This window comes from Nocardia sp. NPDC004654 (genome assembly GCF_040609595.1).
GTDB lineage: Bacteria > Actinomycetota > Actinomycetes > Mycobacteriales > Mycobacteriaceae > Nocardia.
The window spans coordinates 302,802-319,563 of sequence record NZ_JBEXKI010000007.1; the positions used below are offsets into that span (position 1 = coordinate 302,802).

12 protein-coding genes are annotated in these 16,762 nt (G+C 70.2%); 5 read left to right on the plus strand and 7 right to left on the minus strand.

Features of this window, described 5'->3' with window-relative positions:
* The first annotated feature begins 148 nt into the window (after window positions 1-148).
* From ABZV58_RS24610 to ABZV58_RS24625, 4 genes are all read left to right on the plus strand, one after another.
* Window positions 149-1,825, plus strand: coding sequence for a fumarate hydratase (locus tag ABZV58_RS24610; protein WP_355002499.1), 1,677 nt, complete (start codon window positions 149-151; stop codon window positions 1,823-1,825).
* Window positions 1,826-1,999: 174 nt separating this feature from the next.
* Window positions 2,000-2,395 (plus strand): hypothetical protein, encoded by a 396-nt coding sequence (locus ABZV58_RS24615; RefSeq protein WP_355002500.1) that lies wholly within the window; start codon window positions 2,000-2,002, stop codon window positions 2,393-2,395.
* Between the two features lie 142 nt (window positions 2,396-2,537).
* Window positions 2,538-2,726 carry a hypothetical protein gene (locus ABZV58_RS24620; RefSeq protein ID WP_355002501.1) on the plus strand — a complete coding sequence of 63 codons (189 nt, stop codon included), beginning with the start codon at window positions 2,538-2,540 and terminating at the stop codon, window positions 2,724-2,726.
* Between the two features lie 672 nt (window positions 2,727-3,398).
* Window positions 3,399-3,911 carry a M15 family metallopeptidase gene (locus tag ABZV58_RS24625; RefSeq protein WP_355002502.1) on the plus strand — a complete coding sequence of 171 codons (513 nt, stop codon included), beginning with the start codon at window positions 3,399-3,401 and terminating at the stop codon, window positions 3,909-3,911.
* 439 nt (window positions 3,912-4,350) lie between these two features.
* Here the strand turns inward: ABZV58_RS24625 and ABZV58_RS24630 are convergent, their stop codons facing one another.
* The 6 genes from ABZV58_RS24630 to ABZV58_RS24655 form a co-directional block, all read right to left on the minus strand.
* Complete coding sequence (locus tag ABZV58_RS24630) at window positions 4,351-4,623, minus strand: DUF2283 domain-containing protein (RefSeq protein ID WP_355002503.1); 273 nt, start codon at window positions 4,621-4,623, stop codon at window positions 4,351-4,353.
* Between the two features lie 62 nt (window positions 4,624-4,685).
* Window positions 4,686-6,038, minus strand: a complete 1,353-nt coding sequence (locus ABZV58_RS24635) for an MFS transporter (protein WP_355002504.1) — start codon at window positions 6,036-6,038, stop codon at window positions 4,686-4,688.
* Between the two features lie 11 nt (window positions 6,039-6,049).
* Window positions 6,050-10,261: a TIGR02680 family protein gene (locus tag ABZV58_RS24640; protein ID WP_355002505.1), complete on the minus strand. Its 4,212-nt coding sequence runs from the start codon at window positions 10,259-10,261 to the stop codon at window positions 6,050-6,052.
* 2 nt (window positions 10,262-10,263) lie between these two features.
* Window positions 10,264-11,661 (minus strand): TIGR02678 family protein, encoded by a 1,398-nt coding sequence (locus tag ABZV58_RS24645; protein ID WP_355002665.1) that lies wholly within the window; start codon window positions 11,659-11,661, stop codon window positions 10,264-10,266.
* Window positions 11,661-13,280, minus strand: coding sequence for a TIGR02677 family protein (locus tag ABZV58_RS24650; RefSeq protein ID WP_355002666.1), 1,620 nt, complete (start codon window positions 13,278-13,280; stop codon window positions 11,661-11,663). Before ABZV58_RS24650 ends, ABZV58_RS24645 begins: the two co-directional genes overlap by 1 nt.
* A 283-nt stretch (window positions 13,281-13,563) precedes the next feature.
* A complete protein-coding gene (locus ABZV58_RS24655; RefSeq protein ID WP_355002506.1) occupies window positions 13,564-14,703 on the minus strand; it encodes an XRE family transcriptional regulator in 1,140 nt (379 codons plus the stop codon).
* A 324-nt stretch (window positions 14,704-15,027) separates the two neighbouring features.
* On the opposite strand from ABZV58_RS24655, the gene ABZV58_RS24660 reads away from it, so the two are divergent.
* Entirely contained in the window at window positions 15,028-15,375 is a 348-nt protein-coding gene (locus ABZV58_RS24660; RefSeq protein WP_355002507.1) for a hypothetical protein, read from the plus strand.
* Between the two features lie 158 nt (window positions 15,376-15,533).
* Here the strand turns inward: ABZV58_RS24660 and ABZV58_RS24665 are convergent, their stop codons facing one another.
* Entirely contained in the window at window positions 15,534-16,418 is an 885-nt protein-coding gene (locus ABZV58_RS24665) for a PAC2 family protein (protein ID WP_355002508.1), read from the minus strand.
* Window positions 16,419-16,762: the final 344 nt, after the last annotated feature.

Here is a 16,762-nt window from a genome sequence, read left to right on the forward strand (position 1 = left end):
CTGTGTCCGCCAGCACTATTAGGTTTGCCTAACCCGGAGTCGGTCGCGGCCCGTGGATAGGCTCCCTGTGCTTGTGACCAGCCCGGCTCAGGCCGCCTGTGGCCGCTGGTCCGCTCGAGCCCCAGCCTCACCCGAAGGAGTGCGATCCGTGACCGCCCCGGAGTTCCGCTATTCAGATCTGCTGCCGACCGGCGCCGACGACACGCCGTACCGGCTGCTGACCACCGAGGGCGTCAGCACCTTCGAGCACAACGGACGCACGTTCCTGCAGGTCGATCCCGAGGCGCTGCGCCTGCTGACCACCGAGGCGATGCACGACATCAGCCACTACCTGCGCCCCGCGCACCTCGGCCAGCTGCGCAAGATCATCGATGACCCGGAGTCCTCGGGCAACGACCGCTTCGTCGCGCTCGACCTGCTCAAGAACGTCAACATCTCCGCGGGCGGCATCCTGCCGATGTGCCAGGACACCGGCACCGCGATCGTCATGGGCAAGAAGTCCGAGGGCGTGCTGACCGGCGTGGACGACGCCGAGTGGATCAGCCGAGGCGTGTACGACGCCTACACCAAGCTGAACCTGCGCTACTCGCAGCTGGCTCCGATCACCATGTGGGACGAGAAGAACACCGGCTCGAATCTGCCCGCGCAGATCGAGTTGTACTCCACCCAGGGCGATCCCGCGCACCCGTCCTACAAGTTCCTTTTCATGGCCAAGGGCGGCGGTTCGGCCAACAAGTCCTTCCTCTACCAGGAGACCAAGGCCATCCTGAACCCCACGCGCATGCTGGAGTTCCTGGACGAGAAGATCCGCTCGCTGGGCACCGCGGCCTGCCCGCCCTACCACCTCGCGGTCGTGATCGGCGGCACCAGCGCCGAATTCGCGCTCAAGACCGCCAAGTACGCCTCGGCGCACTACCTGGACAACCTGCCCACCGAGGGCTCGCTCGCCGCGCACGCCTTCCGCGACCTGGAGCTCGAGGAAGAGGTCTTCAAGCTCACCCAGGAGTTCGGGATCGGCGCCCAGTTCGGCGGAAAGTACTTCTGTCACGACGTACGCGTGGTGCGGCTGCCGCGACACGGCGCCAGCTGCCCGGTCGCGATCGCGGTGTCCTGCTCGGCCGACCGGCAGGCGCTGGCCAAGATCACCCCGGAGGGCGTGTTCCTGGAGCAGCTCGAGCGCGAGCCCGCGCAGTACCTGCCGGAGCAGACCGACGAGATCCTCGGCGGCGACGTGGTGAAGATCGACCTCAACCGGCCGATGTCGGAGATCCGCGCGGAACTGTCGAAATACCCTGTCAAGACCCGGCTTTCGCTGACCGGTCCGCTGGTCGTCGCCCGCGACATCGCGCACGCCAAGATCAAGGAGCGGCTGGACGCGGGCGAGCCGATGCCCGAGTACCTGCGTGACATGGCCGTGTACTACGCGGGTCCGGCCAAGACCCCGGACGGCTACGCCTCCGGTTCCTTCGGCCCGACCACCGCGGGCCGGATGGACTCCTACGTCGACCAGTTCCAGGCCGCGGGCGGATCGTTCGTCATGCTGGCCAAGGGCAACCGCTCGGCGCAGGTCACCAAGGCGTGCAAGGAGCACGGCGGCTTCTACCTCGGCTCCATCGGCGGCCCGGCGGCCCGGCTCGCGCTGGACTGCATCAAGTCGGTCGAGGTGCTGGAATACCCGGAGCTGGGTATGGAGGCGGTCTGGAAGATCGAAGTCGAGGACTTCCCCGCGTTCATCGTCGTCGACGACAAGGGCAACGACTTCTTCGCCGAGACCCAGAAGCCCATCGCGCTGCGGGTGCGCACCCGGTCCAAGGAACGAATCTGAGACGCCCGGTTCCCCCTGCTCACCGGCGGCGCGCGGCGGTCGGCTGACTTCGTCGCGCAGCGTCGGGCGGGACGTGCGGACATGGCGATGTCACCATGATCACCGGTGTGGCATCGCCGCCCTCCCGAGGCACCCTTAGCGGGGTAGGTCGATGAATTTCGAGCGAGGAGGGCAATGAGTACGTCGTTTCGCGTCTCGGAATCGGCCGGGCGACGGCTTGTCGCGCGCGCCGCGCAGGAGGGAACCAGTTCGACCGCACTGCTGAACAGGTTGATTCGGGAGGGGGTCGACCAGTTGGAGCACCCGGGGATCGTGTTCCGTGGGCCGATCCACGACCGGCGGGCCGCGCTGGCCGCCGGGCCGGAGATCTGGGAGGTGGTCGCACGGCTGCTCGAGTTGGAGGGTCCGGTGGAACAACGGATCACCGTGCTGAGCGGGCAAGCCGATCTGCAGTCCCGGAAGATCCATACCGCGCTCGCGTACGCGCGGGAGTACGGGGTGGAGATCGGCGCCAGGATCGGTCGCAATCGTCAAGCCGCCGAAGCGATTCAGCGGGGCGAGCCGATCTAGCCGGAAAGCCGACCGGTTGGTCGCTGCGCCGAGGCCGTTCGCGGGCCTCGGCGCATCTTTGTTTCGGGGCCGCGAAAAAGGCTCGCGGCGCGGAGGATTCGGACAAATCGCTCCGGCTCGTCCGGCGCGTAGGGTCGGTCCGATGTGGGCGATCGTGCAGACCTGGATCCCGGATTCCGACGGCGGCTTCGGCGAAGTGATCACCGAGACCTGTGAACGCGTCGCGGTTCGAGATGTCCTGGTGGAGACCGATGTTCCGGTCGGGGTCGGTGACCGTGTCCGATTGGAGTACATCGACGGCGAGCTGGTGCGGGTCGTCCGGGCGCAGTAGGGGATTGGTAGCAGCGCCCACTCGACTGTGATCCACAGCACTGGATAACTATGTGGACAGCGATCTTTCCTGTGGATAGTGGGATTGGCGGGCAAGCGGATTGGGGATCGGATGGGGCGATCTGGGGCCGGGATGTAGCCGTTCGCTATCACTGCTGGTTATCCACACGCCTGTGGATTCGAGAGGTCGGGAGGCGGCTCGCCGGGTTTCTCTCCACAGGTAATACACACGAAATCGCCGGTGTGAACCCTGAGTTGGCATGGACTGCAGGTTTCCGGCGGTGATGGCGAGGTCGTACCGGTGCCGCTCCGGGGGTGTGCTCGAAAGGACCGTCCAGTATCGGCTCGCCGCCCGGCCAGCCGCCCTTTCGCTGCCGAGCGGAGAGGAGTGGCTTCGACTGGAGCGGTGGTGCAGCCGAAGTGCTTGTCGGGCAACCATTTTCCCTCCTCGGTTCGCGGGTTCCGACTGCTGCGCGGGTGATGGGTGTCGGGCGGGGGATGCCGAACCCGATGGCGCGCCGAGATCGAGACCCGGTGGGAATGGTGTGGTGTCGTGTGCCGCACGGGACCGGTTCGCCAGGTGCCGCATCGCAATCGACGCCGAGTGTGTTGTGGATCTCCCGATCGTTCCGAGCCGGGGAGCGGGTGGTGGCCCGCCACTACTATGGCGCCCATGCTGCTGTGGAGTGAGGGCATCGGGAAGGGGATGGCGGTCGGCGTACTGGCGGCGGCCGCGATCGGGAGCACTGCCGCACCGCAGGCGCTGGCGGCCCCGGCCGGACAATGGGAGGTCGTCGGTTCGGCCGCGGGCACCGAGGGACTCGATCCGGTGCTCGCGGTGGCCTACACCCTCGCCGAGAACGCGGCGCACGCCGAAGACGTTCCGCTGTGGATCAACTCGGGTCACCGCGGCTACGCCGAGCAGCAGGCGATGTGGGAGGACGGCGTCGCCACCTACGGCAGCCCCGAGGAGGCGCGCCGCTGGGTGCTGCCGCCCGAGGAGTCGACCCACGTCGCGGGTCAGGCCGTCGACGTCGGTCCGCAGGAGGGTGCGCAGTGGCTCCGAGAACACGGGAACCGCTGGGGCCTCTGTCTCACCTATGCGAACGAATGGTGGCACTTCGAAGTCGCCACCGTCCCCGGCGGCGCCTGCCCGACGCCGCGCACGGACGCCAGCGAACGCTAGGACTTGGCCGACACTGCAACCCAGACGTTGGGCGACGCTGTGACTGGGTGCGGCCCGGCCAACGACGAACACTGCGACCGGTTCGACCCGGCCGTCGGCGACCGCCGAAACTCGTGCCGGGGACAGGCCCGGAAACGCGAAACGCCGCCAGGATCACCTGGCGGCGCTCAGTCCCCCGGCACCGGCGAACGGTGCCACGAACGGGGTGCCGACGTCCCACAAGCGCCTCTCGGCGAGTGGTCGCTCGAAGCGACTGAAAGGGGTGCGGCCCGGGGCTGTCCGGACGCCGACGGTGAGCTTCAACGGGCCGCCGCGCGGATCTATTCCGCACCCGCCGGCGTGACGTGCGCTACTCGTCCACGTCGAGACCGGCCGAGACGTGTCACCTCGGGAGTGCGCTGCGGTTCGTCCGCGCTGGGACGGGTTCAGGTTCGATCACTCAGGAGTGCGTCGGCGGGGTCGGGGCTCGGCCGAGGACTTCGGTCGGCACGATGCGCTGCGCGCCCAGAACCTCGAAGCCGAGCAGGGTGCCGGAAGCGCTGAAGTCGAGAACCACGGTTCCGCCCTCGACCGGGGTGACGATCTGCCGGGTCGCCTCACCGGGCGCCACCTCGTCGGCGATGGTGAAATACGCGGCGTCGGCGGCCGGGTCGTAGGTCATGTGCATGTCCGGGTCCTCCGTCGCGTCGCCGTTCGGTCGTGAGCACTTCACGGTAACTCCGATCCGGCCGGACCGCCGAGTCGCGAGCCGTAGCCCGGTCGCCCGCGCGGTGGTCAGCGCACCGGTGCGGGCTCGGCCTCGGGTTCGGTCGACGCCGCTCGTGCCACGGTGCGGCTCGCGTGCCGCGGCAACACCCAGAACAGGACGAACGTGCTGGTCAGGCTGATCGCGCAGACCGCGACGACATACCAGGCGATCGCACCGGACCCGGCGCCCGCGGTCCACAGCGCCGTCGCGATGAGCGGCGCGAGTCCGCCGCCGAGAATCACGGAGATCTGAACGATCAGCGAGGTCCCCGAGTACCGCACCGCGGCGGGGAACAGATCCGCGATGATGATGCCGCCCACGCTGTGGCTGATCGGCAGGACAACGCCCATCCCGATCAGCGCCAGGAAGACCACGACCCGATCGCCGGTGTTCAGCAGCGGGAAGTAGACCGCGCACCACGCGAGCAGCGCCGCGGTGCCCGCGAGGAAGACCCGCGCGGTGCCGATCCGATCCCCGAGCGCGCCCCACAGCGGCATGGTGGCGCACCACACGACGGCGGCCACGATGACGCCCGCCAGCAGGAAGTCCCTGCTGAACCCCAGCGTCTTGGTCCCGTAGGTGAGCGTGAAGACCATGAAGATGTACACCACGGCCGAGGTCGCCACCGCCGCCAGCAAGATCAGCGTCAGCCGCGGCAATCCGACGCGCAGCGCGTCGCGCAGCGGAAACGCCGACACCTCACCGCGTCGCACCAGCCCCGCGTACTCCTCGGACTCGGTGACGCGCAGCCGCACCACCAGCCCGACGACCACGAGAATCACGCTCAGCAGGAACGGAATCCGCCAGCCCCAGGACAGGAACGCCGCATCGGGCAGCAGCGCGCTCGTGCCGAGGAACATCGCGTTGGCCAGGATCAGCCCCGCGGGCGTGCCCATCTGCGGGAAGCTCGCATATCGGTTGAGCCGCCCCGGCGGCGCGTGCTCGATGGAGAGTACGGTCGCGCCCGCACCCTCGCCGCCGAGACCGACGCCCTGCGCCAGTCGCAGCACGACCAGCAGCACCGGCGCCCAGAACCCGATGCTCGCGTAGGTGGGCAGCAGGCCGATCAGTGTCGAACTCACGCCCATCAGAATCAGCGACACCACCAGCGTGGTGCGTCGCCCGAACCGGTCGCCGAAGTGCCCGAACAGCAGCCCGCCGATCGGGCGCGCGCCGAAACCGACGGCGAACGTGCTGAACGCCGCGAGGGTGCCCGCGGCCGGGCTCAGCGAGGGAAAGAACTGCTTGCCGAAGATCAGCGCCGACGCCGTGCCGTAGAGCATGAAGTCGTACCACTCGAGTGTGGTGCCGACCAGGGTCGCGGCGGCGACCCTGCGCGGTGCGGACACGGCGGTGGAGCGGGGTGAAACAAAGGTCACTGCGATCCGTTTCAGCCGACGGGCGCGGGAGCGCCCGGCATGTCGTCGAGGGTGAGTCCGCCCTCGATGGTGGTGGGCACCCTGCGGCGGTTGGGGGAGCCGAGGGCGGTGGTCAGGTCGCTGCCGTCGTGTTCGGCGAGCAAGTCGCCGCTGTCCCACACCAGCAGCGTCGCGCTCACCGTGTTCTCGGCGGTGGAATGCGCCAAGTCGTAGTGCGCGCAGCCCGGCACGTGCGGGTAGGTGATCCACAGGTCGTAGCCGGTCATGAACAGGTCGAGGTCGAATTGCACACTCAAGCCCAGCAATTCGCTGCGGCCGTTGTCGTCGACGCCCGCGAACGCCTCGTCCAGCGCGAGCAGCCGCGGCGCCTGCGGGTCGGCGGAGTCGAGCATGACGTGCGCCGCCGCGAACAACGGCAGGTGCAGCGACACCGACTGCTCGCCGCCGGACAGCGCGCTGTGCCTGGCGACGGTCAACTTGTCTTCGCTGCCGTCGCCGGAGATCAGCGTGAACGAGAACACCCGCCACGTGCGGTAATCCAGGGTGGCGGCGAGGATCTCGGGGTAGGAGCGTTCCGGGTGCGCGGCGCGCGCCGCGCGGATCTCGGCGGCGAAGTGCGCGCGGATCGCGGCGAGATCGTCGGAACTCAGCGTGGTGGCGTCACGATCGAGCAGCTTGCACATCGCCCGCGCGGCATCGGAGAGATTGTCGGCGAGCACCCAGTGCACGCCGATGGTGTTGCCCGAGGACATCCGCCGCTGCTTCATCTCCGCGCCCATCTTGGCGATGAGATCGCGTGCGTCGCTGGTGCGTTCGTGGATCTGCTGGGCGAGCCCGGTGAGCAGCGCGTCCTCCAGGATGCGTCGCTCGGCGTCGGTGAGCAGCAGCTCCTGGTCGTGGCGTGCTTGGTCGATGCGTCCGGCGAAGTCGGCGAGCGCGGCGAGGCCGTGCTCGTCCTGCACCTGCACCACGGTCAGTCCGTCGGCCGCGTCCCACTGCAAGCGGTAGTCGCGGCCGGACGCGGCCAGCGCGGCGTCGAACTCCTGCAGGGCCGCGGTCACCGCGCTCCGGGTGGACTTGCGCGCCGCCTCGCCCGCGCGCACCGACTCCGTTGCCGCGGCGAGGCTTTCGAAGAGCTCGGCCACTTCGTCGGGCAGCACCCGCGGTTCGTGTTCCGGACCCGCCTGGGTGATGCGATAGAGCAGCTGTTCGGGCGTCGACCACGCCGCGTCGCTGCTCGGCCATCGGCACTCGGGCGCGGCGCCGAGCAACGACAGCAGATCCGGCTGGGCATACGGGGCAAGGCTTTTCACGTCGGCGAGCACCTCGGTGAGCGCGGTGCCCAGCGATTCGTGCGCGGTGCGGTAGGCGGCCTCCGCGTCGCCGACCGCCTCGATGGCCGCGTTGGCGGCCTTGCGCGCGGTCTTCTGTTCGGCCCTCGTCGCCTCGATGCGCTGCCTGGCCTGCTCGAGTTCGCGGTCGATATCGGCCGCGCCCGCGCCGAGCGCCTCGCGCAGCGTCTCCAGTTTGCGCAGCTGCTCCTGGTAGCCCGCCTCGGCCGCCTCGGCCTCCTCGGCGAACGCCTCGGCCAGGTCGCGCGCCTCGTCGTGCCGGTCGGCGCCCTCGCGTTCGCGTTCGCGTTCCCGCTCGTGGTCGGCGCGCAGCCGGAGCAGCCCGGTGCCGGTGTTCTCGAAATGCCGGATCGCGGCGGCGAGCGCGTCGAGTTCGCGCGGTTCGCGCGGCGCGCGGTGCGCGACGGCGGCGGCCCGCAGCTTCTTGTCGATGGCGGCGACCTCGGTGACCGCTTGGTCGAGATCCTTCTCGGCCTGCGCCGCGGACTCCGAGCGAGAGCGCATGACGCCCGCGGTCTCCGACACCGCGCGCAGCGCGGCGGTGACCGCGGCCGGGCGCGGAAGCGCCTTGGCGGCGGCGGTGATTCGAGCCAGTTCCGCGTCCGCAGCGTCCGCTTCCTCTCGCGCGACGCGCTGCGTCTCGGCGGCCGCGTCCAGCGCGTTCGCCAGCTCGGCGAGCCGTAGCTCGCGGCGGCGGGCGCGCGCGGTCGCGCCGATGAACTCGGCGTCGGACTTGTGGTGCCTACCTACCTGCACGCCCTGCCGGAATCCGCCCGCGCCGCTGATCGCGACGCCAGCGGCGCCGTCGAGGTCGTCGAGCAGGGCGATCGAGGCGAGCACGTCGGCGACGACCTGCCGCGGCACGGTCAGTCCGTCGGTGTCGTCCTCCACCACCAGCACGTCCGCCAGGGTGCGCCCAGCGGGTCGGCCCTTCGGCGGCAGCGGGACGAGGAATTGATCGCTGCGGTAGTCGTCGGGTAGCTCGTTTTCGGCGCACACCCAGGCGTCCAGCAGACCGGCGGCATGCAGCGCGGCCTCGATACCGGCGGCGGTTTCGGGCGAGACCTCGTCGGCGAAGCGGACCAGCCGCCACAGCGGAGCGCCGGGACGACCCGCTCGGTCGTCGGTGCGCGCCGCGGCGTTCGGCGGCGCGTCGTCGCGCTGCGCGCCGACTCGGTCGCGCTCGGCGGTGAGCTCGGCGATCTGTTCGGCCGCCGCCGCGGCGCGCGCCTTGGCCGCGAGCCGACGGTCCCGCAACTCGTCCAGCAGCGGTTCGGCGCGTTCGGCGAGCACCTCCGCCACGCCCGCCGCGTCATCGGATCCGACCTTCGCCAGGGCCGCGTCGAGGGCGTCGAACAGACCGCCGCCGAGCGGGAGATAGCACTCGCGGTGCGCGTCCCACCAGGCGCGCAGCGCCGCCGCGGCTTCGGTGCGGGCCAAGGTCACCGCCGCCTCGGCGTGCGCCACCTCGGCGGCGGCCGCCTCGCGCGCCTGGACCGCGCGCTCGGCCAGGCGTTCCGCCCTGGTCCGCTCGGCGGCCGCGGAATCCATGAGCACCAACGCTTTACGCACCGCGCGCACGTCGGCGTCGCGCTCCTCGGCCCGGGCCCGCACGGTCGCGGTGAGCTGATCGCCGCGAGCGTCGTCCGGCAGCGCCGTCCACGCGATGCCCGCCTCCTCGGCGGCGGCACGCAACTCGTCCTCGCCACGGGACAGCGCGGCCGCGGCCTGCTGCACGGCGGCGCGGGCCCGCTCGGCCTCCTGGGCCCGTTGGTCCAAGGTCTGGTTCGCCTTGAGCGCCTTGTCGCGGTGCACCGCCGCCGAGGTCTCCAGCCTGCGCACCGCGTCGGCGAGGTCGTCGAGCTGCTGTTTGCCCTCGTAGGCGCTGGAGCGTTGCAGGGTCTCGCGATCGGTCAGTGCCTGCTCGTAGGCGCGGTCGGCGTCGTCGGCGCGGGCCTCCGCGGCGGTGCGCTCGGCCTCGCGGCGCTCGCGCAGCGCGGTCGCGGCGAAGAGGGCGGTGCTGGCGTGGGTGACCGCGTCCAGCCGCGCGCGCACCTGGTCGACATCGGTCTTCGCCTGTACCGCAAGGTATTTCCGGTACACGCCGACGAAGGCGCGGGTGGCGGTGTCGGCATGCACCAGGCCCTCGAGCGTGCGGCCGACCTCCTCCATATCGCTGAAGGAGCGCGCCGCGTCCAGGATCAGCTGCTCGTCGAGCGGGCGCAGGCCGTCGGTGAGCGCCTGGGATAGCCCGCGCGGATCCAGGTTCTTGGCCAGCTGCGGACGGCGCAGCGTCAGAATGAGATTGATGAGCTGGTCGTAGCGCTGCTGACCGAGGCCGAACATGCGGGCGTCGATGGCGGCCCGGTATTCGACCGGCCGGTCCACGATGGAGTCGGTGCCGATCTGCTCGGCCAACTGCTTGCGGGTGAACGGGCGGTCGTCCGGCCCGATGAGCGAGAAGTCGACGCCCACCCGGCCATCGGCGACGAAATACCAGCGGGTGACCTTGTCCGAGGATCGGGTGGCGCGCATCCCGATGCCGACTGTGACCACCTCGGGGTCGTCCCACTTCCCGCGCGCGAACTCCATCCAGACATAGGAGTAAGCCGACTCCTGCTTGCGGTACAGCAGATTCGACTTCATCGTGCGTTCCTCGCCCGCGAACGGATTGAGCCTGCGCGGCTCGATGCGACCGTCCAGCACGAAGGGGAACAGCACCTCGAGCGCCTTGGTCTTGCCGGAACCGTTGGGTCCGCGCAGCACCAGCCTGCCGTCGGCGAAGCAGAACTCCTGATCCCGGTAGTCCCACAGGTTGACGATTCCGGCGCGGGTCGGGAGGAAACGCACTCCGCCGTGGATGACCGACATGTTCAGATCCCTTCCGTACCGGTGCTCGAGGCCCCGACCGTGTCGGCGGCGGTGACGAACAGTTCCGCGGCCCGTTTGGTGCGCACGGTGACCACCGCGCCGCGGTAGCGGGCCAGCGCGGGCAGTACGAGCAGCCCGTCCTCGACCACCTGGATCAGGCGCAGCCGCGCCAGCAGCGCGGTGACCTGGGCGGTGAGCCCCGGCACGTCGGCCTGCCATTGCGCGGCGAAGGTGACGCCGTAGCGGTCGGTGAGGGCACGCACGGTGTCGCGCACCCAGTCGGCCGCGACGAACGGGTATGTCGCCTCGGGTTCGTCCACCGTCGAACCCGCCTCGCCCGCTTCGGGTTCGAACGGCAGGTCGGCCATCGGGACGAACAGCGTGGATTCGGGGATGGCGTCGTCCAGTTCGTCGGCCAGCGTCTCGCCCGGCTCGGCCCTGCGCGGGCGGCGGGGGAGCGGATGGTCGATGTCGAGGACGACGTCGGCGATCTCGCCGACCAGCAGCAGCGCTACCTGGGCGAGCGTGCCGGTTCCTGGAAAGCGCACATCGGACAGCCGCCCGGAGGTGTCGATGAGCGCGACGCCCTCGGCCCGGCGTTCGGCGCGCAGACCGGTGAACAACTCGACATCGGCGACCGTGCGCTCCTGCGCCAGCACCGGGCGTTCCTCGGGAGTCAGATCGTCGGCGTAGACCACCGGCCGCTCCACCAGCGCCCGGCGCACCCGGCGGGCCAGCTCGCCGGACTGCGCGGCGGGCTGACCGGCGGTGACGGCGGGATCCTCGGCGAGCAGGCCGCGCACGCTGTGCAGATGCTGGAGCGCCCGTGGCGGGCGGAACAGCGCGAACACCACCGGCCGGTCGATGTCGTAGAGCGCCTCGCCCGCCTCGGGATCGGCCGCCCAGCCGCCCGCGTCACCGTCGGCGAGGGTGAGCGCGCCGCGCGCGGCCAGCCAGCCGACCGCGTCGACGAACGCGTCGCGGTCCGCAGCGCGATCCGGGGCGAGCTCGAGCCCTTCGATCCGCGCCGTGTACGCCGCGACCTGGTCGGCCAGTTCGGAGAGCGTGATCTGATCGCCCGCGCGGCCGAGCGCCGCCAGCGCCAGCGCGAGGTAGGCGTAGCGGCGGCGGTCGAAGACGCGATCGTTCACCGTGCGCGCGGGTTTGCCGCCGTCCAGCCGGTCGATCACCGGATAGACGCGCGCGGTGGTCTCGGTGACCTCGAGCCGGTAGCCGAAGAGTTCGGCGAGGTCCTCGCGCAGTTCGGTGGCCCACCGGCGGATCAGCGGCAGCGCGATCCGATCGGGATAGGTGCGGGTCACCAGATGGTTGGCCAGGATCACCCTGGCGGCGCGCTGATAGTTGTCCAGCGCGAGCGCGTCGATGCGACGTGCGTGAATCATGCCGCGCCCCCTGCGGTTTCGGAGTCGGCGGTGTCCTTCCCGCGTCCGCGCTCCGGATGCCCGCCGCGAGACTTGGTCGCGCGGACGTCGAGCTTGCGGTTGTTCAGGTGCAGCAGACCGCGTGAGGTCCGCACCACGGTTGGTTCCGGGTGTTCGGAGACCGTGAGCGTCACGCCGCTGTCGGAACCGGTGGTTCCCGCCACCCGGCCGGTGACCGGCACCCAGGCGGTCGAGGCGGCGTCGAGCAGCCGCAGCAGGACCTCGGTCTCGCGCTCGTCGAGCACCCGTTCGTGGACATCCGCGGCTGCCAACGACTGCGCGGCCTCCGCCCTGGCGCGCTGCGCGGCCAGCTGGGCTTCGCGCAGACGGCGAATACCCGCGTCGTTGCGCTGGATTCGGCCCGGCGCGCCCGCCGAGGGCGGCCGTCCGGTCTCGGCCAGCGTGCGCGAGATCTCCAGCGGCGGCGCCTCCCACCAGGACCGCGTCGCGGGCACGATGTCGGCGTCGGGATGCTCCATGGCCAGGTGGCGGGGTCTGCCGAGCCCGAAGACCGCGTCGAAGAGCGCGTGTGCGCCGTCCGCGGTCGGCGCCGCGGTGAACCAGCCCGCCAGGTGCCGCAGCGCCGATTCCCGGCTCACCCCGCCGCGGCGCGTCTCGGTGACCCGCCGCAGCAGCGACAGCACGGCCGCGATCGCGCTCATGGTCGCCTCGCGCAGCCGGTCGGCCTCGGTGGACTCGCCCTCGCCGCCCGAGGTGACGAACCAGGTGCGCAGACCGTGCCAGCGGGCGCGCCAGTCCGCCTCGCGTTCCGCGGCGCTCAGCAGTACCCGCTCGTCGCAGCTCGCGGCGCGGGCGATGAGCTCGTCGACGCCGGTCTCCTCGATCTCGCCGATGGCGGCGGCCAGCCGCGGCAGGAAACGCGCCAGATCCATGCTGAACTCGCGCATGTGCGCGAGCAGCGCGTCCTTGTGCGCCAGGAACGACTCCGGGGTGATCTCGGTGGTGCGAACCAGATCGCCGAGTGACAGGTAGAAATGCGCGGCGCGCGCGGCCATGTCGGACAGCGCCGCGTCCAGCCTGCGCAGCGTGCGGTAGACGCGCTCGGCGTCGCCCGCCCGGTTCGCCTCGGCGAGGGTGTGCAGGTCGGCGAGCAGTTCGGGCAGCACGAGCCGGGACAGCGCCGCCTCGTCCAGCCGCGCCTCCAGCACGCCCGCCACCGCGCGATAGGCCTGGAATCCGGCCTGGGAGAACTGGTAGACGTAGTGCCGGTTGCGGTATTCGGCCAGCGTCGCGGCCCTGGTGCCGTCGTAGCTGCGCTCCAGCACGCCCCACTGGTGCAGCTGGTCGAGCAGTGGTCCGATCTCCGCGGCGCTCAGCGGCGCGGCGTCGGCGCGCCGGAAAAGGCCGGGTTGCGCCTCGGCTGAGGCGGTTTCGTCCGCGTCCGGCGACGCTCCGCTCTCCGCGACCCGCGCCCGTCCGCCGTTGCGCCGAATCCAGTCCGCCACGTCGTCGGCGTGCAGCAACACCACGTACGCGGCGCGTGCGCTGTCGAACGCCCGCAGCACCCACAGGTATTCGGCGCGCTTCTCCGCGGTCGCGAAGGAGAACAGCCGCAGCCGCTCGTCCCACAACACCGCTGAGCCGGGCTGGTCACCGAGGGCGGCTGGGCCGGGTCGATCGCCGAGCACGGCTGAACCCGGCTGGTTACCGAGCACGGCTGAACCAGGCTGGTCACCCGGGGCGGCTGAGCCGGGCCTATCGCCGTAGGGCGGGCCGTCGTCGGAGTCGGTCACCGGCAACAGGGTAGTAGCGGGCCGGTCGCCGCCGCCAAGACCGACCCCCGTTCGGCGTGGCTGTGTCCGCCGCGCCGCGGTTCGCCCGCCGTCCGCCGCGCCCCGCTCACTCGGTGGACAGCGCGCGCAGCTGCTCGAGGTAGCAGCGCGTGCGCGGATCGCCCGGGTAGCGTTCGATGATCTCGCGCGCCACCTCGCCCGCGATCCACATCAGTGAGGGCAGCGAGCGGCGTTTGCCCGCGAAGGCGCGCATGCCCTCGGCCACGGCGAGTTCGAGGTCCCGGTTGCGCACGGCGACGACGGCCAGCGTCAGGTGCGCCTCGGAGACGCGCATCGGATTGCGGATGGTGCCGTCGGCGCGGGTGGAGTTCCGGATGACCTCGCGGGCAAAGGATTCCGCGAGCCGATCCTCACCCGCCACGCGGCAGCAGTCCATCGCGTAGAAGTCGAACTTCTGCGGATCCACCACGAAGTGGTTGTCCAGGTTCGCCGGATGGTCGAGTCGCTCGAGGATCGCCCGGCCGATGCCGAGCGCCCGCTCCACCTCGCCGCGGTCGCCGAGCCGAGCCCACGCCTTGGCGCGTTGCGCGGCGAGTTGCACGCCGACCCCGAACTCGCGACTGTCCTCCAACGCGCCGTCCACCGCTTCCACAGCGCCCCGATAGTTACCTTGAGTGAGCGCGAACCAGGCCGCCATTTCCGCGGCCCAGCCGGTGATCTCGCGATGTCCGGCCTCGTTGCCGAGCGACCACGCCGCGCGCCTGGTGGCTTCCGCCGAGGTGCGGCGGCCGAGGTCGTAGTCGACGCAGCCGACCAGCAGCGCGACCCAGCCCGCGAGCACCAGGATCTCCCGGTGCTGGGCCAGCGTCAGCCGCCCGTCCAGCAGCGAGGTGATGCGGCGCAGCCAGGACGTGCCCTCGGCGTGCAATTCGTGTGGATCGGCGTAGGCGTACTCGCAGCACAGGCGCTCCGCGGTGATCCGAACGGCGTCCAGGGTCGCGGCGGACACATCGGACATGCGCAGCCTGCCGATGAATTCCAGCGTGTCCATCCCAGTGGCCGAGAGCAATTCGTCGTCCCGGTTCGGCCTGGCCTTGGGGAAGAACGCCGCGGTGACGGTGTCGAAGGCGGCGGCGATGATGGGCGCGTAGAAGTCGTCGGGCCGCGACTCGCCCGACTCCCAACGCCGCCAATTGCGTAGCAGCGTGCTGTCGGTCGGCAGATTGTGCGAAGACTTCGCACGCATCACGCGGACTGCGTCGGCCTGTGACCACCCCCTCGCATCGCGCTCGGAACGCATCCGGACAGCCCAGACGGGTCGATCGTCTCCAGCGGCCACGGTTGTAGTATCGCACCAGTTAACGCGCGGCGGCCCGGATAGGGCATCTAGATGTCACTGGGTTGACACCTGCATTCGCAGTTTTGCGTCAGCGATCCTGGAGAAGGAGCGGTCGGATTGCCCGATTCGCAACTGTAAGTACAGATGCAAGGCCGAGACCGCCCCACCGGCAGTACCCTGCACGGGAAGATCCAAACGAGAGAACAGCGGCCCAATCCAACGGAGGTTCGGGTGGAAGCGTTGATCTATGGATACTTGCGTGACGATCTGGCCGACGGCCACAGCGAAGAGCTCGAGCGGGCGATGAGCACGCTCGCCCAAGCCGAAGGGCTTTGCTTCGCCGCAACATTCCATGAATCGACAGCGGGTGACGGCACGGCGTTCGCCGAGCTGACGCAGGAACTCAAGCGCGCCGACGCACACCACGTGGTGGTGCCCTCACTCGATCACTTTGCCGGCCAGACTATTCCGCGCGACATTCTGATCGCGAAGCTGGCCCAGGAGGCGGCGGCCCAGGTCTGGACCGTCGAGGAGGTGCGGGCGACGAGCGTCGCGGCCCCGCCACCCACCGCCTCATGAGCAACCCGGATCCGGAGGATGCGAGCAACACCTGACGGTGTTGCTCGCACCGGGGGGACAGAGTCGTCGTATCGCTCGCTCGGCGGACGAGCTGATGTCGTGCTCACACGGGGGATACAGCCGTCGTCGTGCGTGCGGGAATACCGGCGAGCAGCCGATCACAACCCGAAACTACCGGGACCCCTTCTGCGCAAGTACTTTTCGAACTCCGCCGCGATCGCGTCGCCATCGATCTTGGCCATCGCGTCGTTCAGATCGACCGCCGCGTCACCGCGCTCCTCGAGCGAACGCACGTACTCGGTGATCTCCTCGTCGCCGACCGTCATCTCGTTGACCGCGGCCTCCCACTCCTCGGCCTGCTTGGGCAACTCGCCCAGCGGCACCTCGATGTCGAGCACGTCCTCGACCCGGTGCAGCAGCGCGATCGTCGCCTTCGGATTCGGCGGCTGGGACACGTAGTGCGGCACCGCCGCCCAGAACGACACGGCGGGCACCCCCGCCTTGACGCACTGATCCTGGAGGACGCCGGTGATGCCGGTCGGACCCTCGTAGCGGGTCTGCTCCAAGCTGAAACGCTCGGCCGCTTCCTTGCTGTAGGCGGAACCGGTGACCGGGACGGGCCTGGTGTGCGGAGTGTCGGCGAGCAACGCGCCCAGGATCACCACGGTCTGCACACCCAACTGCTCGATGAACTCGAGCAGATCCCCGCAGAAGCTGCGCCACCGCATGTTCGGCTCGATCCCGCGCAGCAACACCACATCCCGGTCGCTGCCGGGCGGGGAACACACCGAGAGCATGGTGGCGGGCCACTGGATTTCCCTGGTCACGCCGTCGACCTGACGCACCGTCGGCCGATTCACCTGATAGTCGTAGTAATCCTCGGAATCGAGTTCGGCCAGCGGCTCGGCGTCCCAGATCAGTTCCAGATGCTCCACGGCGCCGCTCGCCGCGTCACCGGCGTCGTTCCAGCCCTCGAAGGCGGCAACCAGCACCGGATCCCGCAACGTCGGCAGTTCCGAATCGGAAGTTTCACTGGGGTTCACCCGGTCAGCCTACGGTGTGCGCTCGCCCGGTGCTGTATCTATTGGCGCGCTTCGCGCGCGTGTTCCCGGCCCCTGGTGTCTCGCGTCCGAGACCGCGAGTCTCGCGACTGCGACGCATGCGCCTCGCGGTCTCGGACGCGAGACGGGCCGGGAACGGGCTCGTAGGACTCGCCCTCGGGGTGGCTGGGAATGTAGGTGTGGCCGTCGGGTGGCGTTGTGCGCCGAGTCGTAGTGGCGGCAGCCTCGAGGCGGCGGTGTGGTCTTCGTTCGGATGTGGCGCCCCTCACGCTCACCGAGGAGATCCGCAGGCTGTTGGTTACCGGTCGTACCCGGCCTTTACGCTT